Source organism: Domibacillus sp. PGB-M46 (assembly GCF_022668875.1).
In the GTDB taxonomy this organism is placed as follows: domain Bacteria; phylum Bacillota; class Bacilli; order Bacillales; family Domibacillaceae; genus Domibacillus.
Genome location: NZ_JAKGCR010000023.1, coordinates 29,590 through 51,260, shown reverse-complemented (window position 1 = coordinate 51,260; position 21,671 = coordinate 29,590). Strand labels below are relative to the sequence as shown.

At 37.2% G+C, this 21,671-nt stretch carries 23 protein-coding genes; 20 read left to right on the top strand and 3 right to left on the bottom strand.

Annotated elements, in window-relative coordinates:
- Positions 1–364 precede the first annotated feature (364 nt).
- Complete coding sequence (locus L2D08_RS19275) at positions 365–1,213, top strand: PRD domain-containing protein (protein ID WP_242236292.1); 849 nt, start codon at positions 365–367, stop codon at positions 1,211–1,213.
- A 466-nt stretch (positions 1,214–1,679) separates the two neighbouring features.
- On the opposite strand, the gene L2D08_RS19270 is transcribed toward L2D08_RS19275, so the two are convergent.
- Complete coding sequence (locus L2D08_RS19270) at positions 1,680–2,354, bottom strand: GntR family transcriptional regulator (protein WP_242236290.1); 675 nt, start codon at positions 2,352–2,354, stop codon at positions 1,680–1,682.
- Between the two features lie 206 nt (positions 2,355–2,560).
- Here L2D08_RS19270 and L2D08_RS19265 point away from each other — a divergent pair, with 206 nt between their 5' ends.
- The 3 genes from L2D08_RS19265 to L2D08_RS24565 all read left to right on the top strand — a co-directional run bounded on the left by L2D08_RS19265 (position 2,561) and on the right by L2D08_RS24565 (position 4,883).
- Positions 2,561–3,016: an OsmC family protein gene (locus L2D08_RS19265; protein ID WP_242236288.1), complete on the top strand. Its 456-nt coding sequence runs from the start codon at positions 2,561–2,563 to the stop codon at positions 3,014–3,016.
- A 420-nt stretch (positions 3,017–3,436) separates the two neighbouring features.
- Entirely contained in the window at positions 3,437–4,297 is an 861-nt protein-coding gene (locus L2D08_RS19260) for an alpha/beta fold hydrolase (protein ID WP_242236286.1), read from the top strand.
- A gap of 406 nt (positions 4,298–4,703) precedes the next feature.
- Positions 4,704–4,883, top strand: a complete 180-nt coding sequence (locus L2D08_RS24565) for a hypothetical protein (protein WP_375337619.1) — start codon at positions 4,704–4,706, stop codon at positions 4,881–4,883.
- Positions 4,884–5,263: 380 nt separating this feature from the next.
- Here L2D08_RS24565 and L2D08_RS24700 read toward each other — a convergent pair whose 3' ends face one another.
- Positions 5,264–5,599 carry a four-helix bundle copper-binding protein gene (locus L2D08_RS24700; protein ID WP_242236284.1) on the bottom strand — a complete coding sequence of 112 codons (336 nt, stop codon included), beginning with the start codon at positions 5,597–5,599 and terminating at the stop codon, positions 5,264–5,266.
- Positions 5,600–5,710: 111 nt separating this feature from the next.
- Here L2D08_RS24700 and L2D08_RS19245 point away from each other — a divergent pair, with 111 nt between their 5' ends.
- The 14 genes from L2D08_RS19245 (at position 5,711) to L2D08_RS19185 (ending at position 18,208) form a co-directional block, all read left to right on the top strand.
- On the top strand, positions 5,711–6,013 hold the full coding sequence (locus L2D08_RS19245; RefSeq protein WP_242236282.1) for a metal-sensing transcriptional repressor: 303 nt from the start codon (positions 5,711–5,713) through the stop codon (positions 6,011–6,013).
- A gap of 540 nt (positions 6,014–6,553) precedes the next feature.
- Entirely contained in the window at positions 6,554–6,769 is a 216-nt protein-coding gene (gene copZ, locus L2D08_RS19240) for a copper chaperone CopZ (RefSeq protein ID WP_242236281.1), read from the top strand.
- A gap of 115 nt (positions 6,770–6,884) precedes the next feature.
- Positions 6,885–9,302 (top strand): heavy metal translocating P-type ATPase, encoded by a 2,418-nt coding sequence (locus L2D08_RS19235; RefSeq protein WP_242236279.1) that lies wholly within the window; start codon positions 6,885–6,887, stop codon positions 9,300–9,302.
- A 24-nt stretch (positions 9,303–9,326) separates the two neighbouring features.
- Positions 9,327–10,163 carry a hypothetical protein gene (locus tag L2D08_RS19230; protein WP_242236277.1) on the top strand — a complete coding sequence of 279 codons (837 nt, stop codon included), beginning with the start codon at positions 9,327–9,329 and terminating at the stop codon, positions 10,161–10,163.
- Positions 10,164–10,729: 566 nt separating this feature from the next.
- Positions 10,730–10,978 carry a ferredoxin gene (locus L2D08_RS19225; RefSeq protein ID WP_242236276.1) on the top strand — a complete coding sequence of 83 codons (249 nt, stop codon included), beginning with the start codon at positions 10,730–10,732 and terminating at the stop codon, positions 10,976–10,978.
- 130 nt (positions 10,979–11,108) lie between these two features.
- Positions 11,109–11,444 (top strand): thioredoxin family protein, encoded by a 336-nt coding sequence (locus L2D08_RS19220; protein WP_242236274.1) that lies wholly within the window; start codon positions 11,109–11,111, stop codon positions 11,442–11,444.
- Between the two features lie 345 nt (positions 11,445–11,789).
- Positions 11,790–12,143 (top strand): alpha/beta fold hydrolase, encoded by a 354-nt coding sequence (locus L2D08_RS24355; protein WP_309241421.1) that lies wholly within the window; start codon positions 11,790–11,792, stop codon positions 12,141–12,143.
- 48 nt (positions 12,144–12,191) lie between these two features.
- Positions 12,192–12,650 (top strand): alpha/beta fold hydrolase, encoded by a 459-nt coding sequence (locus L2D08_RS24350; protein WP_309241420.1) that lies wholly within the window; start codon positions 12,192–12,194, stop codon positions 12,648–12,650.
- 137 nt (positions 12,651–12,787) lie between these two features.
- Positions 12,788–13,171 carry a DoxX family protein gene (locus L2D08_RS19210; protein ID WP_242236272.1) on the top strand — a complete coding sequence of 128 codons (384 nt, stop codon included), beginning with the start codon at positions 12,788–12,790 and terminating at the stop codon, positions 13,169–13,171.
- 1,045 nt (positions 13,172–14,216) lie between these two features.
- On the top strand, positions 14,217–14,546 hold the full coding sequence (locus L2D08_RS19205; protein ID WP_242236270.1) for a metal-sensitive transcriptional regulator: 330 nt from the start codon (positions 14,217–14,219) through the stop codon (positions 14,544–14,546).
- A 78-nt stretch (positions 14,547–14,624) separates the two neighbouring features.
- Positions 14,625–14,843, top strand: coding sequence for a copper chaperone CopZ (copZ, locus tag L2D08_RS19200; protein ID WP_242236269.1), 219 nt, complete (start codon positions 14,625–14,627; stop codon positions 14,841–14,843).
- Positions 14,844–15,368: 525 nt separating this feature from the next.
- Positions 15,369–15,986 carry an NAD(P)/FAD-dependent oxidoreductase gene (locus L2D08_RS19195; RefSeq protein ID WP_242236267.1) on the top strand — a complete coding sequence of 206 codons (618 nt, stop codon included), beginning with the start codon at positions 15,369–15,371 and terminating at the stop codon, positions 15,984–15,986.
- Positions 15,987–16,045: 59 nt separating this feature from the next.
- Positions 16,046–16,615: a YdhK family protein gene (locus L2D08_RS19190; RefSeq protein WP_242236265.1), complete on the top strand. Its 570-nt coding sequence runs from the start codon at positions 16,046–16,048 to the stop codon at positions 16,613–16,615.
- Between the two features lie 144 nt (positions 16,616–16,759).
- On the top strand, positions 16,760–18,208 hold the full coding sequence (locus tag L2D08_RS19185; RefSeq protein WP_242236263.1) for an MFS transporter: 1,449 nt from the start codon (positions 16,760–16,762) through the stop codon (positions 18,206–18,208).
- A 261-nt stretch (positions 18,209–18,469) separates the two neighbouring features.
- On the opposite strand, the gene L2D08_RS19180 is transcribed toward L2D08_RS19185, so the two are convergent.
- A complete protein-coding gene (locus L2D08_RS19180) occupies positions 18,470–19,237 on the bottom strand; it encodes an MBL fold metallo-hydrolase (protein WP_242236262.1) in 768 nt (255 codons plus the stop codon).
- Positions 19,238–19,354: 117 nt separating this feature from the next.
- On the opposite strand from L2D08_RS19180, the gene L2D08_RS19175 reads away from it, so the two are divergent.
- Both L2D08_RS19175 and L2D08_RS19170 read left to right on the top strand, forming a co-directional pair.
- Positions 19,355–19,765, top strand: coding sequence for an Lrp/AsnC family transcriptional regulator (locus L2D08_RS19175; RefSeq protein ID WP_242236260.1), 411 nt, complete (start codon positions 19,355–19,357; stop codon positions 19,763–19,765).
- A 380-nt stretch (positions 19,766–20,145) separates the two neighbouring features.
- Complete coding sequence (locus tag L2D08_RS19170; RefSeq protein ID WP_242236258.1) at positions 20,146–21,330, top strand: ROK family transcriptional regulator; 1,185 nt, start codon at positions 20,146–20,148, stop codon at positions 21,328–21,330.
- Positions 21,331–21,671 lie beyond the last annotated feature (341 nt).

Genomic DNA, 21,671 nt, shown 5'->3' with positions numbered 1-21,671 from the left:
TACTATTTTCTTTTAGGAATAAAGAAATGTCCCTTGTTTTTGCACGATCCACTCAATAAAATTAGAAACCTTCTCCCCTCTCTTTACCGGATAATGATTAACAGACAGATTGTTAGGTAACAATATTTTTATAAAAAAGCTAGGTTAAATTAATTATATATATGAATGAAAAGGTATTACAATCGAGTGATGACGTTCTTTATGTAGGTGAGCAGGCCTTTACATTTTAAAAAATGGCATCATCAGATGCCTATAAAAGTTACGCTTTAGCATCTTAGATGTCTAAAGGTATAGGTTTGTTTAGTTAGAAATAACAGTGAGGCTTGGATTAACAGTCCGGCTTTCTAGTGAAAAGGTGATTATAATGATTAAAATTAAAAAAGTACTCAATTCTAGTGTAGTGCTGGCAGAAGACGAACAAAGAAAAGAATTCATTCTGTTTGGCAAAGGGATTGGATACGGACAGAAAGCCGGCAATATTATTGAGGAACGCCAGGCTGACCAAATGTTTATACCAATTGAAAATGCTAAAGTGAAAGAATTTCTTGGTTTATTGGATTCTATTCCTCCAGTGTTTGTAGAAATCACGCAGAAAATTGTCAGCTATGCGGAAGAGAAACTGAATACGAAGCTGAATACAGGGATCTATTTCACATTAATGGATCATTTAAATTTTGCTGTTGAAAGATATAAGAAAAACATGAACATTACGAATAGGGTTTATTGGGAAATCAAAAATTATTACAGGGAAGAATTCGAGATTGGAAAACTCGCTGTGAAGCTCATGAATGAGCGGTTCGAGATCGAACTGCCGAAAGAAGAAGCAGCAAACATCGCTTTTCATTTAATTAACGCCCGAGGGGAACAAAAAGAGTCTAGAGACGGTATGAGATATGCCAAAATGATCGGAAGTATTGTCAACCTTGTTCGGTATACGCTAGGTATAAACATTGATGAAGACAATATTCATTATACTCGTTTCATTACCCATGTTAAATTCTTTGTAGAACGTTTCTATGCGGATAAGATGCTAGATAATGAAAATGATCTGCTGTTTGAGCAGATGGCAAATTTATATCCGCAGGCTATGGATGGCGCTTTTAAGATCCGGGAATATATAAAACAAGTTAATGGCAAAACGATCCCAAATGATGAACTTGCTTATCTAGCGGTGCATATACACAGGTTAATTACTTATAACCAACTTGGATAGAACCTAAAGGAGAATAGGTGAAAAACTTAACATGCACGAATCTCATATAGAAATATAGAGAAAAAGGTTCCTTTATACTTATTCTCTTTATAGGCATTGTCGAAAGTATGCATTACGTCTGCTTTGTAGATGAAAGGGAACCTGGTTATAGAACCTCTCCACAAAATGAATATACTGGTTAAGAAAGGAGCATTTTAGTTTAAACGATAGACGACCCTCTCTTAAAAAAACAAGAACCCATCCTAACGCATAGTCAGCAGGATAGGTTCTTCCTGATCTGAACCCAAAAAGTTACACGCAGCAATCAAGCAGCATTCAGGGCATGAATCTGTTATTGATCCGGATTCATGCCTTTTAATTTTGCCTTAATTCATTTGTAGCTGTAGTACACCCCGCAACTTTCTAATTCCTCAATGAAATGATCGATGTTCAGTGTAATCTGGCGATAGTCATGTATTCCTAGATGTTACTGTCTTATCATGTTTAGTAGAAGTGACACATCATTTGTGGAACCAACGGAGATAACGGTTTTTTGAGCGGCATTGGCAAATTTCTTTACCTTCTCTGCGAGATCAGCTCTCGTTACAATTATATCCGCAGTGCGAATAGCCTCCATAAGGGCATTTTCTGTTGATGACATATCGATTGTATGAATATCTGCAGAGGTTATCCGTTTTATTTCATCCAAATAGAAGACGCACGAACTTAATTTGCATTCAACAAAGAGATAACGCAAATTTTTTTTAGAAGCCTGACCGAATAGCTTCATGTAGGCAAAGCTGGATAGCAACACATTTTCAATATTGAAACCCAATTCAGAGGCATCCTTGATTGTTTGTTCTACAAAAGAAAAATAAGGATTTTGGATTTTAAATCTCGCAATGTCTTCCTCGCCGGCAACTTGTGTTCCCCGTCCTTTTTGTATAAGTAGAAGGCCCTCTTCTTTTAGTTGAGTATAGACTCCCTGAATCGTATTTCGGTTAATGGACAGTTGTTCCGCTAATTCATTGGTCGAAGGAAGGGTATCCCCCGGTTTGAGTAAATCTTTTCCGATTAACCATTTGATCTGCTCTCTGATCTGCACGTTGATAGGTAAAGGAGACCGAGAATCAATTTTAAAAAGCGAGCTGGAATATTCCATATTTGTACAACCAACTTTCTGGGTTAACTAACAAGCTAGATATGTTTAGCTTAGTGAACAAATGTTAAAAAATCAAGTTCTCCTCTAGGATATTTCATCCGTTTAATAAAGAGCAGTTGACAACAATCCTGCTAAGACATAGAATTTATGTACAGTTAACTAATTAACTAGTTAACATAAAAATATATAATTTAGGAGTGACATTTATGGATAGTTTAAAAACGAATTTAAAGATTGTTTGGAATGGAAATACAAAAGGTGCTGGAAGAGTTAAAGCTGCTCATCTTGAAACAAACATCGCGATACCGGAGTCTTTAGGCGGCAGTGGAGAAGGTACAGAACCAAAGGAATTACTTGTCACCTCTGCGGCAGCCTGCTATTCGATGACTCTTGTTGCCATGCTTGAAACAAGAAAATTACCTGTAGCTGGATTGACAATGGATTCAGAAGCAACCAATTCAAAGGAAGAAGGATTTAAAATTATCCACTATCCTCATGTTATTCTTTCTGCTAATGCAACAGAAGAGCAGGTCCAATCAGCTAATAGAACAATTTTGGCTGCAGATAAAGGATGTGCTATCGGAAATATGTTAAAAAAAGCAGATGTTCAAATAGATCTTGAGGGAAAAGTATCTGTAGCATCTGGAGAAGAAAATCAGTAAATGCTCGGAAGCCGAAAATTAGATATTGCTAAAAAGATTAAGGTGAAATTGTAAGGATTACTAACAAAGCAGGAATTGAAAACCAAAAATTCAGATTCAATTGGTGCAAGCGAGTAACGGATGTTTGCCTAGTATAGGTCGGACAACTAGTGCTTCAGTATAGTATTGCTTATCTGGTCAGAGCTGAAGAGCTGATTGACAGCAGCAAGTGTATTTAAATTTAATCGATAAACTCAGAAGTCATTGAATGAAACAGTTAGGAAATTAACAAATAGATCTGGTACTAATGCAGCAGTTAAACCTGCGAGAGGTTGTAAGAACGGGTTTTTATTATAATTTTTAAAATGAAAAGAAGCTATTAGTATTACAAATTATTGTGAAATAGGCCATCGAAATAGTAAACTAATTTGAGGTGAAAGCATGTTCGTACAATACAAAACAGTAAGTATTAATGACATTAATATCTTTTATCGAGAAGCCGGTAGTACAAGTAATCCTACAATTTTATTGCTTCATGGTTTCCCGTCTTCTTCTCATATGTATCGAAACTTGATAACTAAATTGATGGATGAATATCACATTATCGCGCCAGATTATCCAGGTTTCGGAAATAGTGATCAGCCCGAAATGGATGAATTTGAATATACTTTTGATAGCTTAGCTCAACTATTAAATGATTTTATACAAAAATTAAAATTAGATAAATTTAGTATCTATGTTCACGATTACGGCGCACCAGTAGGATTCAGAATAGCAACGAAACACCCCGAACGAATTCAAGCTATTATAACTCAAAATGGAAATGCTTATGAGGAAGGATTATTGTCTGCTTGGAATCCTATACGCACTTATTGGGAAAATCCTACTGAAGAAAATAAAAATAATTTAAAAGCCCTTCTATCAGTGGACTTTACAAAGTATCAATATATACAGGGAACTCGTAACCCCGATCGAATCAGCCCTGATGCATGGAATATGGATCAATTCGTTTTGGATCGTCCCGACAACAAAGAAATACAACTTGCACTATTTTTTGATTATCGAAACAACCTTAAACAGTATCCTAACTGGCAGGAATACTTTAGAACATATCAACCTCCTACATTAGTAGCATGGGGGAAAAACGATATTTTCTTTGGACCAGAAGGAGCCTTGGCTTACCAAAAAGATCTAAAAGATTGTGGGGTTCATTTGTTAAATACGGGACATTTTCCTTTAGAAGAAGAATTAGAAACTAGTACTAATCTGATAAAACAATTTTTAGGAGAACGTCTAAGGTAATAATTGTAAGATAGAAATCGGGACAGCGAGTTACAGATTGACATGGTAAAAGTTAATATTATTTGTATCCAAATTGCTTAAAGCTGTAAATTCGCGTGATACTAATGGAACAGAAGCACTTGGATGATGAAACCTAATTAGTAATTGATTTTTAAATTTCAATACTGGAGGTTTTAAGGTGCATGATGTTTTAATCATTGGCGCTGGCCCTGCTGGTTCAAGTGCAGCCTTATTTACAGCAAAAGCCGGGAAGTAAACGCTGGTCGTTGATAATGATAAAAGTGTAACTAAACGAGCATGGATTGAAAACTATTACGGTGTTAAAGAAATCAACGGTCCCGATTTAGTCAAAGCAGGTAAAGACCAGATTCGCAAATTTGGTGCTGAAATCGTAGAGGCTACAGTAATGAATATTACTAAATCTGAAGATGGTTTTAAAGTTGAAGCTGACCAACAGGAATATGAAGCAAATCATGTCATTGTAGCCACCGGCATGCTAGTTGATATTGCTGAAAAAACAGGATTAGTCACAAAATTGGGGACTGAGCCGAGGTTAAAAACAATTCTTGATGTAACTCCAGAATGAAAAACAAATATTGATGGTATTTGAGCAGCAGGTAGGAGCGCGCTACCAATTTCTGGAATAATGAACCATATGAGTATTACAGTTAAGGACCTAGGGGTGTCAACTGCCTACGAGTAATTGTCAGAATAGGTGTAAAAATTTATTAAGCGCTCGCTAAAATAAAATAAGCATATAAAGCGGCGGATTGTAACTGTTTAATCAGGCAAAACTAATTACCTAAAATTAGGTAGAGTTTTGCTTTTTTCTATTATTGGAGGTATTTAAAGTGAAAATTGAATATTTGTATATCAAAAATCAAACAGGATTAAACGAATAAGATTTACCCTGTTTGATCTTTTGAGTTGTTATAAAGATGCTCCAAAATTTAATTTTTTTCTTGATCAGCTAACTGCCATACTTCTACAAACATCTGCACATTTTCTGCAAGCTTCAGCACATTTTTTACAATGCTCGTGATGGTTACCGTGTTTTGCGCATTCATTTGCACATGCTTCACAAATGTCGGCACATAGCTTACAAATTTGAGCAGAAAACTGACTGTCACGAGACATAGCTGAGGCAGCATAACCACAAATATCAGCGCACTCCCGGGTAAGTCGAATACATTCTACAACCATTTTCAGGTCTTCTTCTCTCAAGCATGAATCATAACAATGATTACATTCAGTTAAGCAAGCAAGACATTCCTCGATACATTCTTTAAATTGCTCATTCATTTTAATATTCCTCCTAGAGATTTTATGTTACAATCATATGGTACCCCCGTTATGTATAGGTAAACATTTGATTAGCATAGAAAATTTTAAAGGCAGGTTGGTGATAATTATATGAGCACCTCTGAAGAGACAAAGACCACACATAGATCGACAAAAGATAAAGACCAGTTAATTACCCGATTAAAACGAATAGAGGGTCAAGTACGCGGTATCCAAAATATGATTGAAAATGACCGATATTGTGTGGATATTCTTACACAAATCTCTGCTATCAATGCAGCCATGAATAAAGTAGGGCTTCATTTATTAGAAAAGCATACACAGCATTGTGTGTCTGATGCCATAAAAGATGGAGATGCAGATGAAGCTATTAGAGAATTAATGGAGGTCTTTGAACGTTTTTCAAAGTCTTAAGTAGTATAAAGCCAGTCATGTTAATGCTGGCGTTTTACTTCAAACTTTTACATACCCAACAAGGGTATGGTTAATTTGATTAACAAGCCAATATTTTAAGTAGTTTATTTTCTATTGAGATATGGTATGCAAGTGAGAGGCTTGGCAATGCTTTCTGATGAAACATGTTGTAGCAAAAAAGGAAAGTGGACGCTATTCAAAAAATTTGCAAGTCACTTTCATTAAAAGAATGAGCAGAATAGAAAGTCAAATTAAAGGCATAAAAAAATGAGAACAGGGAAAGCTTACTATGATGATAGTTCACACCAAATCTCAGCAGTTTAAGCAGCATTAGATTCTGTGTCCCGAGTTTTTTAGAGCGTCACATCAACACTTGGATAATTAAAGAGTTGAGGCAAACAGACGATCCAAACATTGTAAAAGAGTGTTAACCACTATTTCTAAAATAACAAAATAAATTATATTTTTATTTACTACCCTACAGGGGTATGGTAAGATAAAGATGTGAAAATTAGATGAATATTTAAGGAGGAGTTTTTTATGCAACAAGTGACACTTAATGTACAAGGAATGTCTTGTGGACATTGTGTAAAATCAATTGAAGAAAATGTAAGTAAAATAAGCGGTGTTGACTCTGTTAAAGTTCATCTTGATGAAAAAAAAGTGGACGTTACATTTGATTCAAATATAACCACTTTAAAAGAAATTACAGATGTGATTGAAGACCAAGGATACGATGTAGATCAGCCCGCTTAAGAGTAAGTTGATCATTCATCAAAAATAAAACGGATCATGACGTTCTCGCCATGATTTGTTTTATTTTTCGAAAAAACATACCCCTATGGAGTATATTGGGATAGGAGTGTAAAATATGAGCCAGAAGGAAACAACCCTGCAAATAGCAGGAATGACTTGTGCCGCTTGTGCAACGAGAATTGAAAAAGGGTTGAAAAAGGTGGAGGGTGTAGAAGAAGCAAACGTGAATTTTGCTCTTGAGAAAACAAACATTAAATACGACCCAGATAAAACAGACATAACGAAATTTAAGGAGAAAGTTCAATCTTTAGGATATTCCATTGTAACCGATAAAGTAGAATTTGATATTACCGGAATGACTTGTGCTGCTTGTGCCAATAAAATTGAAAAAAGGCTAAACAAATTAGATGGCGTTGATAAAGCAGCCGTTAACTTCGCTTTAGAATCGGTTCTTGTCGAATATAACCCCGATCAAGTCTCGATTGCTGATATGAAAGAGGCAATCAAAAAGTTAGGCTATACTCTTGAACAAAAACAAGAAAAAGTAGGGGAACAAGTAGATCACCGACAGAAAGAAATCGAACGGCAAACAGGTAAATTTATTTTCTCAGCCGTTTTGTCTTTTCCTTTATTATGGGCAATGGTCAGCCATTTTGAATTTACGTCTTTCATTTGGTTACCTGATATGTTTATGAATCCTTGGGCACAATTTGCCCTCGCAACACCTGTTCAATTTATTGTAGGAAGACAGTTTTACGTAGGTGCTTTTAAAGCATTAAGAAACAAGAGTGCAAATATGGATGTACTTGTGGCATTGGGCACATCGGCCGCCTATTTCTACAGCTTGTATTTAAGTATTGTATCCATTGGGTCAAATGCCCATACAGTTGAACTTTACTATGAAACAAGTGCTGTCCTTATCACGTTAATTATTTTGGGGAAATTGTTCGAGGCGAGGGCAAAAGGCCGGTCCTCTGAAGCGATCAAGAAACTCATGGGATTACAGGCAAAAAATGCGACGGTCGTTCGTGATGGCCAGGAAATGATTATTCCAATTGAAGACGTTTTGCAAGGCGATATTGTTTTTGTGAGACCGGGTGAAAAAGTACCAGTTGATGGAGAAATCGCGGAAGGCCGGTCTGCGCTTGATGAATCCATGCTGACCGGGGAAAGCATTCCAATTGATAAAACGGTTGGAGACCATGTGATCGGGTCAACCATTAATAAAAATGGTTTCCTGAAAATCAAAGCGACTAAAGTGGGGAAAGATACCGCTTTAGCCCAGATCATTAAAGTAGTCGAGGAAGCGCAAGGTTCTAAAGCGCCGATCCAGCGTCTGGCTGATGTGATTTCCGGCATTTTCGTGCCGATTGTCGTAGGCATAGCGATTATAACCTTCCTTGTGTGGTATTTCGCTGTAAGCCCTGGAGAATTTGCGGAAGCTCTTGAAAAATTCATTGCCGTATTGGTTATTGCCTGCCCTTGTGCACTTGGCTTGGCGACACCAACTTCTATTATGGCGGGTTCAGGCCGTGCAGCTGAATTTGGGATTTTATTTAAGGGTGGAGAACATCTTGAAACAACGCACCGTTTAGATACGATCATCCTGGATAAAACAGGTACGGTTACAAAGGGAAAGCCATCTTTAACGGATGTTATCCTGGCAGAAGGTGTTGAGGAAAACGAATTTCTTGCCCTTGTTGGCACGGCGGAGAAAAACTCAGAGCATCCCCTTGCCGAAGCGATTGTTGAAGGCATTAAGGAAAAAGGCATTGAGCTGGGATCATCCGATACGTTCGAAGCTATTCCTGGTTTTGGTATCGAATCGACGATAAAAGGCAGACAATTACTCATTGGTACCCGCAGATTGATGGCGAAGTATAACATCAATGTGCAGGATGAATTAACAAAAATGGAGAACCTGGAGAAGCAAGGGAAAACAGCTATGTTAGCAGCTATTGATGGGCGCTATGCTGGTATTGTCGCCGTTGCGGATACCATTAAGGAAACCTCGAAAGAGGCCATTGCCCGTCTTCAGAACATGGGGTTAGAGGTAGTGATGATCACAGGAGACAACACCCAGACAGCCCAGGCAATTGCAAAGCAGGTTGGAATTAAGCAGGTCATCGCAGAAGTTTTGCCGGAAGGAAAAGCGGAAGAAGTGAAAAAGCTTCAGCTGGCCGGCAAAAAAGTAGCCATGGTTGGCGATGGGATCAACGACGCTCCTGCCTTGGCTGTGGCTGATATCGGGATGGCGATTGGCACAGGTACCGACGTAGCCATGGAAGCTGCAGACATTACCCTCATCCGTGGTGAATTAACGAGCATTGCAGATGCGATTTTCATGAGTAAGAAGACGATCGCGAATATTAAGCAAAATCTTTTCTGGGCACTTGCGTATAACGCCCTCGGTGTCCCAATTGCGGCGGCAGGCTTCCTAGCCCCATGGCTGGCCGGTGCAGCGATGGCGTTCAGCTCTGTATCTGTTGTTCTCAATGCCCTAAGACTGCAGCGGATTAAGTTGAAGGGTTAAATAGGGTAGAAAGGGGAAGTACCTATGAAAAAAAGCATTATGGTTTGGGCTGCTTCAGCTGTTTTGTATCTCGGAGTTGTTATCGCAGGATACAGCGTATATGCAAGTATGAATCCAAAAGCGGGTGAGCACACCGATCATACAGCAGCGACGGTTCAAGAAGAGGAAGCTGTGGATAATCAAAGCAACCATGACAGTCACGGCAGTCATGGTGCAGCCGCTCCTAGCGAGATTACACGCACAGTGTCCTATGTGAACGGAGAAATCATAATTGAGTTAAAAGACAAAAATAATCATGCTCCTGAACTAGAAGTTTCCCATGAAAAAAATATGCATTTAATAGTGGTCAGTTCGGACCTGCAAGAGTATCATCATTTACATCCTGAAAAAAAGAGCGCAGGAGTTTATCAAACGAAGGTGAATTTAGCTGATAATTCTTATAAAGTATTTGTGGACATCAAACCAAAAGGCTTGAATTATTCAGTTGAGCCGATTGAACTGCATGTTGGTAATATTCCAAATGAACATGGCGGAAACGATCTTGTGGCAGATATGGAATTTACAAAGACAATTAATGGCCAAACAGTTGACTTAACCACTCGTTCATTTGAGGTCAATAAGGAGATTACTCTTAATTTTAATGTGAAAGACGCAAAGCCTGACCGGTATTTAGGCGCTTTAGGCCATGTTGTTATCTTAGATGAAGGTGGAGAAAAATATATTCATGTTCACCCGGTAGCGGATGATAAAACTGTATTTGGCACGCAGTTTGCTAAGCCGGGTATTTATAAGCTTTGGGCTGAATTCAAATTTGGAGGACAGGTCAATGTCTATCCATTCGTTATAGAAGTTAAAAAATAATAAAGGGATTGTTTATGACAAACGTTCAACTTGAGCTATATACAAGACCTAACTGCTCAGATTGCCAGACAAAGAAAGAGTTTCTTTTCGAAAATAACGTATCTTATATTGAATAATGATTTAACGAAACAACTTTCTAAAGAAGAGGACATAATCAAATTAATTGATATAAGAATAGTTCCGACGTTTGTATTTAAAAACGTGAGAGCCAAAGAAAAAGGAGCGGACCATATTGAAGCTTTTAAAAGTGATTTGGTGGTCTTTAGTATTTATCGTTACACTGACAGGTGCCTTATATCAAAAAAGGAAAAAACAGGCGAAAGTTAGCCATTAATAGCGAGGAACAAATGGTGTTTAACTTAAATATAAATTGTTGTTAGGGTTTATGAACAAACCAAAAATCCTGATTGGATTTGAATAAAATATTAATAAAATAAGAAAGGTGTTAAATAGAGATATTATATATCCTGCTACTAAATTGGTCAGCAGGTTATATCCAACTATTTTGATACCATACCCTAGTATTGTATTATTAATCAATAGAAAATAGAAAGGAGTTCATTTAATTGTCCAAATATACAATTGTTGATAAAGAAACTTGTATTGCGTGTGGAGCCTGTGGGGCGGCGGCTCCTGATATATACGATTATGATGATGAAGGAATTGCGTTTGTTGTATTAGACGATAACCAAGGGGTGACTGAAGTTCCTGAAATCTTATATGAAGATATGATGGATGCGTTTGAAGGATGTCCTACAGATTCTATTAAGGTTGCAGGCAGCCCGTTCGACGGTGACTCTCTAAAATACGAGTAAACAGACCTTTTGGTTAAGGAACATTTATTAATTTAGATTAGAAGGAAATAGGTAAGGCGCTTGTAATCACAGGAGCAGAACCTGAAAGGCAATTTTGCGGATCTAGAAAACCTTTAGATGGGGAATCAATATGGAAAAACTAAATGAGCTAACTACGCTAAAGATGGTAGAAGAGTTTCTTGAAAATAATGAGTTTAGCTTCTTGTATATATCCAGACCGGAGTGTAGTACGTGTCACGCTATATTATATAAGCTGAGGGAACTGCTGGGTCATTACCCACTTATCCACCTAGGGCATATTGATGCCAATAAGGTAGAAGAAGTAGCAGAAAAATTTTTGGTTTTTACAGTTCCTATTATGCTTTTGATGATAGATCAAAAGGAATATATACGAGAGGATCGGTTTGTTCGTTTTGATCGATTAAAGAAAAAGCTAGATCAGATTTATGACATGTATACCCGGTAAACACTTTATATTAAAAAAACGATGAATTCAGATGGGTATTACGAAAGTTAAATTGAACAAAATATTGTAACAAAGCCACAAAGGGTAAGGGTTAAAAGTTACAACCTTAAAACAACAGCTTCTACACCTTAAGGCTATTGTTTCGCAACTAGAAAACGCAGAAGTTATTATATGAAACAATTATGGAATTAACGAATGGGATTGGTACTGATGCTGCTATTAAATCTGTGACAGGTTCTGATAACGAATTCTCATTAAGATTTGTTAATAGTAAAAGAAGCTATTAATATTACAAAATATTGTAAAATAGGTCATCAAAATAATAAACTAATTTGAGGTGAAAGCATGTTCGTACAATACAAAACAGTAAGTATTAATGGTATTAATATTTTTTATCGAGAAGCCGGCAATACAAGTAATCCTACCATTTTATTGCTTCATGGTTTCCCGTCTTCTTCTCATATGTATCGAAATTTGATCAATAAACTCATGGGTGAATATCATGTTATTGCACCAGATTATCCAGGCTTCGGAAATAGCGATCAGCCTGTAATGACTGAATTCGAATATACTTTTGATAACCTGACTCTTCTTATAAACAAATTTGTAGAAAAACTGCAGCTAGAGAAATTTAGTCTCTATATTCAAGATTACGGCGCTCCAGTAGGATTGAGATTAGCGGCCAAGCATCCTGAATGAATCCAAACGATTATTACTCAAAATGGAAATGCGTATGAAGAAGGGTTATTGTCTGCTTGGGATCCTGTACGTGCTTATTGGGAGAATCCTACCGAGGAAAATAAGAATAATTTATACGCTCTCCTGTCAGCAGATACTACAAAGTATTTATATACACACGGGACTCGCCACCCTGATCGAATTAGTCCTGATGCATGGAATATGGATCAATTTGTTTTGGAACGTACGGACAACAAAGAAATACAAATTTCATTACTTTATGATTATCGAAATAACCTCATAAAATATCCTAGCTGGCAGGAATACTTTAGAATCCATCAGCCTCCGACATTAGTAGCATGGGGGAAAAATGACCCTTTTTTTGGACCAGAAGGAGCTCTCGCTTACCAAAAAGATTTAAAAGATTGTGAAGTTCATTTATTAAATACAGGACACTTTGCTTTAGAGGAGGACTTAGACGTTATTACGAATTTAATAAAACAATTTTTAGGAGAACATTTAAGGTAGTAAATCACTGTAGTCAGTTATATAGCTTTTTTTATCGGAGATGTGGAACAAAAGAGTTGAGACGACTCGCCACTGTCCGGCTGGTTTTTTCAACTTTAAGCGTTGAAGAATTAAATTAAATATAAAGGGGATCTTATATGAAATGGGTGCTTCGTATTATTCAAGGATTTTTTTCCATTGCTTTTATTCTTGCTGGTGTTAAGAAGGTAACTGGTAATGAACAACAAGTTCAGGTGTTTACAGAAGCGTTTAGTTATTCAGTAGAATTTATGTACATTGTCGGCGTATTTGAAATTCTAGGAGCGATTGGATTGTTAATTGGGTTTTGGAAATCACAATTCACTTTACTGGCTTCTGGAGGGTCAGTGCTACTTATGGCAGGTGCCGTGTTTTCACATTTAAATGCTGGTCAAAGTATTGGAGTTACAATACCTTCAATAATTCTCTTGATTTTAGGGATAGTCATTTTTATTGGCGGGCGAACAAAAACACTAAAAAAAGAACAAAGTTATCAAGGATAATAATAAGACAACATGGAATGATGGATTAAATTGTAGATAGAGCATAGATTTTTTATTTGAGTTGGAGCCTTAAAGATTCTAGTGATTCTATAATATGAATACAAGTTACTTGTCTAAAATGGCTTTATTCTTGAATCATTAACAAAAGAGTGTGTTAAAATATTAATTTCTCTCTTAATACTCCAATGAAACTCGATTATTATTATTTTATCAAGCCCTAGGATTCATGAAATCCTGAAATGGATAACTTGAATCCTAGGTTTTAGACGGAGTATCAAAAAGACTAAGTGAGGCTGTGAATCCAAAGTTTAATGTAGGAAGTAAAGCCATTGATTTTAATCTCATAGAGGGAATGCTCCTTCAGAATCAACTGTCCGATACAAAGGCATCCCCTCTATAATTTGACTTTGATTATGTCTCACCTACTCATCAAGAGCCGTATGCCGGCTTAAGGTGTCGTCTTACTCGCTCATCTAGTTTTGATCTATATTAATGTACCCAACGCATAATAGTCGCATGAGCAATAGATAAACCCCGTATGGTAATGAAATGAAGACGTACCGTATTCAAGATAAGGGAAGCCTTTGATTTAGGTTGAGAGGTTCACGAGACCAAGAAGCATTTGTGCAACAATAGCCTTTTCATTCAGTAATGAGAAAATTCATTTTATAAAGACCTTGGAAACGCGACTTCCAAGCCTTTTTGATTTCGCTTTTTATTTTAACTTCTGCCACTATAATGTGTGGAACATGTAAAGTGTGCTTAAAAAATCTCTATTACATAATACTTGGATAGAGTTGGATATGTTGCATAATCGTAAACATAACTAAATGCATAGCACAAATAAAAAATGTTGTTCATTTCTTTTGTTATTATAACAACGTATATGACTGTGAAAGCAATAAGAGGATATGTAACCAACACCACAGCTGTTTTTATATGCATTATACTTTAGAGGTTGACATACCCGCAGGGGGTATGATAAATTAAGGCTAAGATAATCGTTCAAACGGTTGATGTGGTATTTTAAGGGGGGCGGGGATAGTTGGAAGACTTTACAGTGCTTTCTAAGGAAACATGTTGCAGCACCCAGAAAAAAGAACAGGGAAACTATCCCAATGACTTGCAAAATAAGGTCATTAAAAGAATGAACAGGATAGAGGGACAAGTCAAAGGAATAAAAAATATGATGATGAAAAAAGCTTATTGTGATGATATTTTGCACCAAATCTCAGCAGCTCAGGCAGCATTAGACTCTGTTTCTCGGGTTTTGTTAGAGAGTCACATTAACACGTGCGTGATTGAACGGCTGAAACAAGACGATCCGGCCGTTGTGAAAGAATTTTTAACCACCATTTCTAAAATAACAAAATAAGTTCTTATGTTTATTAAATACCCTACAGTGGTAGGGCAATAAAAGAAGCTAAGGAAATCACTTAAGGAGGAGTCATTTATGCAAAAAATAACACTTAAAGTACAAGGAATGTCTTGCGGACATTGCATCAGCTCAATTGAGGGAAATGTGGGCAAACTAAGTGGTATTGAATCCGTCAAGGTCTATCTTGATAAAGGAAAAGTAGATGTTTCATTTGATTCAACTGTGGTGAGCTTGAAAGAAATTAAAGATGTTATTGAAGATCAGGGATACGATGTAGAGGAACAAGTAAGCTAAGATAAAGTTATCCATAAAAAGAAACAAGATCATCTAAGGATAACGAAAATAATGTTCTTCAATTAAAAGTAATTCGTGAGAAAATTATGAATCTTATTAAATTAAGTGCAGACCTAAAAAACTATTTTCATTTACATCCAACAGACAAAAGGAATTAGATTTTTGAGTAAGAGGTCGAGCTTAAAGATAATATCTATAAGGTTTTTGCTGATAGTACGCTAAAGAACTTACGCTATCACATCAAGCCGGTACAAGAATTGTTCCAATATTTGTTTTTAAAGAGCAATCTTTGATAAGGATGATGAGAAAACCGAAAATCCTCATTGAGTTTGAACAAAATATAAATGAAATAAGGAAGATATTAAATATAGGCAGCTGGCGTTTTTAAAATTTGCTACAGTATATTACTGAGTAGGTTTAGGCTTAATCACTAACAATACCCTACCATTGTATAGTAATTAAAAATTCTTTAAATAGCTGGTTTTTTTCTAAACCAATGAAAAAAGGGCTAGGAGCAAATAATAAATGGATCAAAAAGAGAAAATAGTAAAACTGGCTGTTAACGGTGGAATATCATTCGGTGCAAAACTAAATGCCAAACAATTGACTGTGATTGCTGAGCACATGAATGAGGGTGACGAACTGGAGTTAACCACTTCCCAGCAGCTTTATATTGAGGTTCCTGAAAGTAAAGTGGAAGCAGTAAAAGAAACATTTAAGAAAGCGGGGCTGTCCTGCTATCCGGTAGGGAACTTCGTAAAGAGCCTGAGAACCTGCAATTTTTGCAAAGGGGAAAAAGAGGAAGGAATGCCTGTGGCAAAAGAGTTAAATAACCGCATAGCAGGAAAAGCCGTTCCATTTACCTTAAAGGCTGCTTATACAGGTTGCCCTGTAGGCTGCGGTGAACCCCTGTTAAGCGACCTGGGGATTATGAAAATTAAAGATCATTACAGTTTATATGTTGGTGGAAAAGCAAAAGGGAAAGATGCTGAGGTGGGTTCCTTGCTGGCAGAAAATCTGACACCAAAAGAATTATACGAGACAGTAGAAAAGATTATTGATGTCTATTCACAAATGGGTAAAAAACGGGAGCCATTCTATAAATTTTTGAAACGGATAGGCAGAGATCAATTAATAAGTTAGTTCAGATTTCTGTATGTTATCGTGGCAGTGAGATAATTAAGTTAAAGGAAGTGATCGTGATGAAAACTAAACGCATGGCCCTATTTCTTCTTACCTTGGCCCTAACCGTATTTTTAGCAGCCTGTTCCAAAGAAGATAAGGAAAATCAACATGCTGATATGAACCACAATGACAGCCATGAAGGGATGCATGATATGAATCATTCAAGTTCTGGTGAACTGCCAAAGGGATTAAAAGAAGCAGTAAATCCAAAGTTTGAGGTAGGAAGTAAAGCGATGATTCACTCTGATCACATGGAAGGAATGGAAGGTGCTGAAGCAACGATTGTCGGTGCATTCGATACCACAGTTTATACAGTTTCATATACACCGGTAACTGGCGGAGAAAAAGTAACAAACCACAAATGGGTTATCCATGAAGAGATTAAAGATGCCAGCGACCGACCATATGAACCTGGAGATGAAGTGGTTTTAGAAGCAGACCACATGAACGGCATGGTGGGGGCAAAGGCAATAATTGACTCAGCTCAACAAACTACAGTTTATATGGTTGATTACTCATCAACGACTGACGGAGAAAAAGTGACAAATCATAAATGGGTAACAGAAAGTGAACTCTCAGCTGATTAAGAGTACAAGAAAGCATTAGGGAATTAGGTGCATTATTTGAATGAATGCTGTTGCCAAGGGCAGAAAATTGTGTCTTTTATACCATACACAGGTATCCTATAATTAAAAAATCGATGAAATTTGAAGATTAAAGGAGATTGAACTATGTCAACAAATCCACAAACGCTTGCACAGCCTGATCCAAAGCGCTGGAAAGCACTTGCTTTATTGTGCACTGCGTTTTTCTTGACTATCATGGATACAACGATCATGCAGGTTGCCCTGCCAGCCATCAAAGAAGGGCTCGGCTATACGCAGGTGAGTTTGCAATGGGTGATGAACGCCTATATTATTTTCTTCGGAGGATTTCTGCTATTGGGGGGAAAGTTGAGCGATTTGTTCGGCCAACGGCGCATATTCATGTGGGGATTTTCAATCCTGACCCTGGCTTCTTTACTCGCAGGATTGGCTTGGAATGATTCGGTGCTAAACGTCGCACGTGCACTCCAGGGTGCCGGTTCCGCCTTAATTACACCGGCTGCAATGTCCAGTGTAATGAAACTGTTTGCCGCAAACCCGAAGGAAATGAATAAAGCGCTTGCTTTCTGGGGCCTTTCCGGTGCGGCGGGTGGATTAGCCGGTGTATTCCTTGGAGGCATCATTACGGAGTGGCTGGGCTGGCGGTGGACGTTTCTGATCTACGTTCCCATCGGTATTCTCGCTTTGGTCTTGTCCCTAGGGCTCCTACAGAAAGGTATACGTAGAAATGGCCGCATCGATTATACTGGCGCTATCTCCGTTACGGCTGCTATAGTCCTGTTCGTTTACGGCATTGTAACCGCAGAACACAATGGATGGAGTTCACCCTCTGCTGTATGGACATTGACTATTGGGGCCTTGTTATTCATCATATTTATTTTTATTCAGGCCAAGAAGAAGGAGCCACTCGTGCCACTTCGCATTTTTAAGATTCCTAACTTGGCCGCGGGCAATATTGCGCTTATCATGCTAAATGGAATGTGGATTCCATTCAATTATTTCATTATGTTGTACTTACAGCAGGTATTGAAATTTTCTCCCTTCGAAGCCGGAGCGGCCTTAATTCCGGCGCCGATACTAATAGCGATTACTATGATTTTTATAGCTGGAAAATTGGTTGAAAAATTCGGTTTAAAAGCCGTTCTATTTGTTGGATTTCTCGCACTTGGAGGTTCCATGCTCTTGCTTTCCTTCGACACACCAGTAGATGGAAATTATTTGGCTAACGTTCTACTGGCTTTACTATTGGCTTCTCTCGGTAGGGGACTAGCCTATATCCCAGCTCAAACGGCCGCTATATCAGGTGCCAAGCCGGAAGAGTCAGGGTTGGTATCTGGCATATACAATACTACTTCCCAGATCGGCGCGGCGATTAGCCTAGCCATCATGGTAGTAATTGCTGCAGCGACAACGGCCTCTAGTACCGCAGGAGACTCGGTCGTCGCTCTGAACCAGGGCTTTCAACAAGCATTCTTCTGGTCCGGCATGGTAGCTTTTGCAGGAGCTGTATTGGCGCTTATATTTGTTCGCTCACCGGAAGGAGAAACAAAATCAAAGGGGTCTACAACGGCGTAATCACTATTCTCGTCTGTTTTCATAGGATAGGTGAATACTGTAGTTTACAGGAAAAGCAGATAAAATAAGCAGGTGTAAATCTTAATCTTATTCGTGCGTAATAAAAATATAAGAGACTCATGATAAACTGGCTGATTATCATGAGTCTCTTTCTGGTTTATCCAATTTTTGGCCAACAGTAGATGGTTACTATTAAGTAAAAGGTTTGTTAAAGATATTGTTAATTCTTTATTAAATCAACAAGGCTAAAGGATTGCACTCTTAAAATGAGTAGGCTTCTCCATCATCTGGAACTAAAACAGCAGAGGCAATGCCCTTTTCCTCAATAAAGTTTTTTAGTTCTTCTCTAGATAATGCCCAATGGTTAACAGCTTCCATATGGACAGAAATAATTTTTGCCTCAGGGGCAGCTTTATGCACTTCGTAGATATCATCTTTCCCCATTACTAGAGAACCGCCTTCAGGAAATTGATTATCCCCACCATTCACCACAATGATTTCTGGTTTGTGTGTTTCGATAGATACTTGAACATCGTTATTCCACACTGTATCTCCAGCAATGTATAAAGTTTTTTCATCTGGATGCTTGAAAACAACGCCGCTCACTTTACCGATTAATGGTAGTTTTAGTATTTCCCCTCTACCGTGCTCTCCATTTGTTTTACTTAATTTGATGCCTTCAAAAACTGTATCTTCTTGTAAAACTTCTATATTTTGAAAACCATCTTTTCTTACCTCTGTAGCATCTTCTTCATTTTGGACAAACATTTTGATGTCTTTTGGCAGTGTCTCTTTGGCAGCATCATCCCAATGATCTAAATGCAGATGGGTTAAAATGACAGCATCTACATTATGAATAATATTATCAATTGATGTCGGTAAGCTAACTAAAGGATTATTGGAGTCGTCTTGTCTTAGTGAGGGGAAAGGTGGATAAACTCCCTTTTCTGCTAAAAATGGGTCAATTAAAAACTTTTTCCCTGCATATTCAACAATTAGTGTAGCGTTTCGAATTTGTTGTATGTTCATATTTATAACTCCTTTTATTTGATGTACGTATAGCTTATACTATGACCAATTGAAAAATACATGAATTAAATCAAGTCTTTTCACTGTTTCACTTGATTAATGAAAGGAATTGAATAAATGTTAGATAGCACAGATATGCGTATTTTAGAGGAATTATCTAAGAACAATCGCATTACGATGAAAGAGTTAGGTAAGAAAGTCCATTTAACTGGACAAGCTGCTTCAGCTAGAGTTAGAAAGCTAGAGGATAATGGCATTATTGAGGGATATACCATTAAAGTTAACCAAGTCAAATTAGGGTTTTATATACATGCTTTTCTAACGATCATGACACAAAGCACTCATCATCAGCCTTATCTGTCGTTCATTAAAACACAAGAGAAATATGTAATCAATAATTATAAAGTCAGTGGGGATGGCTGTTACCTTCTTGAATGTAAATTTCCTTCTAATGAAGTATTAAATGAATTTTTAACAGAATTGAACAATTACGTAAACTATAAATTATCGATCGTTATTAATAAATAGCACATTAATTTTTCTAAAGGGAATGTACGATAGAGCGAGACAAATAAAACACTTTTAAGTTGAAAGACAGGTAGATCATTACTTGAAAAACAACTTAAAGGTGTTTTGATTTGAATTATATGTCTAGGCCAGTACGAACCTCCACCATTTTATTTAAAAGTAATAGTGAACTTTGTTGATCTCGTTTGTGCATAGATTTAGCAAAGCTTATATGATAGTGAGCACATTCGACTGAATCGTTCTTAAATATTCATTTAAAGAGAAGTTTAAAGCGGGATAAACTGTATACACTTAAAGCTCTAGATATTGTCTTAAACCCATTAATCCTATAATATAGGTGAGAATAAAGTGAATTGTTGAGATGAAAGAAGGGTGTAAAAATGTTAAGAGCGTTTTTAGAAGACACTTCCAAAAAAAATGAAATCAAAAAATCATTATATAAATTAGTTCACAGAAAAGGTCCTATTTCAAAAAAAGAGTTATTATCAAAATTCCAAGTACCTAAAACAACTATAACCCGAATGATTTATGAGCTCGAACAGTTGGGTCTTATTCAAGTGTCGGGTTATGGGGAGGCAAATGGAGGACGCCCTCCTGTTCTTTATGATATTGTTCCTCATGCAGGCTATTTAATTGGCATTGAGATAGCCCGGACACATATGAATATTAATTTGTTTAATATGAAGATCAAGATGATTATGCAAAGAAATTATTCTTTAACCAAAGAACACACTCCCGAAAAGACCATGAAGCTTATTGAGGAAACCATTCAGGATTTTCAAGAAAAACAAAAGTTATCCAAAGACGATTTAATTGGAATTGGGATTGGAGCAGTTGGCCCACTAGACCGTAAAAAGGGTATTATTTTGAATCCTGAAGCATTTCTGGGGAATGGGTGGATGAACGTTCCTGTTAACGAAATCCTATCACGTACTTTTTCGGGCAAGATCACGTTAAATAATGGAGCAGATATGGCTGCGCTCGCAGAATACTATTTTCAGATGTTAGATGAAGGCAATATCTTATACTGTATGAATGGTTATGCAATTCGCTGCGGTTATATAAGTGAAGGCCGCTTTTTAAATAATAAGGAAGGGGATTCCAACTCTTACGGCCATATGATTATTCAGCCAGGCGGCAGAAAATGTGCGTGTGGAAATGAAGGCTGTTTAACGGCTTATGCATCATTAAATGCTATTTTTGAAAAGCTAGAAGGAGAACGCTTCTCAAACAAATCCCAATCTGAGCTTACTGAAGATATTTTAAAAGGGTTGAGGGAGCAAGACTCTGCTATACAAGATATTGTAATGGAAGCCGCTTATTATTATGGGATTGGCATTGCAAATATGATCAATATTTTACATCCAGCAGAAGTAGTACTCCATGGAAAGTTAATTTATCAGTCGGATGATTACTATCATAAAGTGATACAAACGGCTAAGCAGTATATATACTCTCGAAAAGATCATGTGGTGATTAGAAAAGGAGCACTCGGAGAAAATGCGGCTTCGATTGGGGCGGCAGTGCAAGTATTTTATGAATGGTTTGACGATCAATCCTTTTAATTTCAAGCATAAGCTTAATTTTGAAAAAGCTATGTTAAGGGGCAATGTTGATTTCCACGCTAAACTAACGCAGCTAATGCTTTGTCAATATTTTTTGTAAATGTTGGAAAGTTTAGTTGAGGTCTTAAAAGAGGAATGTTAAAGAACCTCCATATCAAAAATAGAATGTTATGGATTTTTTTATGTATTTATTATTCGTTCTAGATCCACTGAATTAGCAATTAGCTTATGCATATAGACAAGTGATGGCTGGCTCTACAATACGAACGGATACATTTGTTGAATAAGAAATAGGAAAAGGTCGAAGCTTTCTCGGTCTTTTTTTTGTGAAAATAATAAAG

Bases quoted from the DNA above. Each gene is read 5' to 3' on its own strand.
- L2D08_RS19275 (WP_242236292.1), top strand. From the start codon at position 365: ATGATTAAAATTAAAAAAGTACTCAATTCTAGTGTAGTGCTGGCAGAA.
- L2D08_RS19270 (WP_242236290.1), bottom strand. From the start codon at position 2,354: ATGGAATATTCCAGCTCGCTTTTTAAAATTGATTCTCGGTCTCCTTTA.
- L2D08_RS19265 (WP_242236288.1), top strand. From the start codon at position 2,561: ATGGATAGTTTAAAAACGAATTTAAAGATTGTTTGGAATGGAAATACA.
- L2D08_RS19260 (WP_242236286.1), top strand. From the start codon at position 3,437: ATGTTCGTACAATACAAAACAGTAAGTATTAATGACATTAATATCTTT.
- L2D08_RS24565 (WP_375337619.1), top strand. From the start codon at position 4,704: ATGAATATTACTAAATCTGAAGATGGTTTTAAAGTTGAAGCTGACCAA.
- L2D08_RS24700 (WP_242236284.1), bottom strand. From the start codon at position 5,599: ATGAATGAGCAATTTAAAGAATGTATCGAGGAATGTCTTGCTTGCTTA.
- L2D08_RS19245 (WP_242236282.1), top strand. From the start codon at position 5,711: ATGAGCACCTCTGAAGAGACAAAGACCACACATAGATCGACAAAAGAT.
- copZ (WP_242236281.1), top strand. From the start codon at position 6,554: ATGCAACAAGTGACACTTAATGTACAAGGAATGTCTTGTGGACATTGT.
- L2D08_RS19235 (WP_242236279.1), top strand. From the start codon at position 6,885: ATGAGCCAGAAGGAAACAACCCTGCAAATAGCAGGAATGACTTGTGCC.
- L2D08_RS19230 (WP_242236277.1), top strand. From the start codon at position 9,327: ATGAAAAAAAGCATTATGGTTTGGGCTGCTTCAGCTGTTTTGTATCTC.
- L2D08_RS19220 (WP_242236274.1), top strand. From the start codon at position 11,109: ATGGAAAAACTAAATGAGCTAACTACGCTAAAGATGGTAGAAGAGTTT.
- L2D08_RS24355 (WP_309241421.1), top strand. From the start codon at position 11,790: ATGTTCGTACAATACAAAACAGTAAGTATTAATGGTATTAATATTTTT.
- L2D08_RS19210 (WP_242236272.1), top strand. From the start codon at position 12,788: ATGAAATGGGTGCTTCGTATTATTCAAGGATTTTTTTCCATTGCTTTT.
- copZ (WP_242236269.1), top strand. From the start codon at position 14,625: ATGCAAAAAATAACACTTAAAGTACAAGGAATGTCTTGCGGACATTGC.
- L2D08_RS19195 (WP_242236267.1), top strand. From the start codon at position 15,369: ATGGATCAAAAAGAGAAAATAGTAAAACTGGCTGTTAACGGTGGAATA.
- L2D08_RS19190 (WP_242236265.1), top strand. From the start codon at position 16,046: ATGAAAACTAAACGCATGGCCCTATTTCTTCTTACCTTGGCCCTAACC.
- L2D08_RS19185 (WP_242236263.1), top strand. From the start codon at position 16,760: ATGTCAACAAATCCACAAACGCTTGCACAGCCTGATCCAAAGCGCTGG.
- L2D08_RS19180 (WP_242236262.1), bottom strand. From the start codon at position 19,237: ATGAACATACAACAAATTCGAAACGCTACACTAATTGTTGAATATGCA.
- L2D08_RS19175 (WP_242236260.1), top strand. From the start codon at position 19,355: ATGTTAGATAGCACAGATATGCGTATTTTAGAGGAATTATCTAAGAAC.
- L2D08_RS19170 (WP_242236258.1), top strand. From the start codon at position 20,146: ATGTTAAGAGCGTTTTTAGAAGACACTTCCAAAAAAAATGAAATCAAA.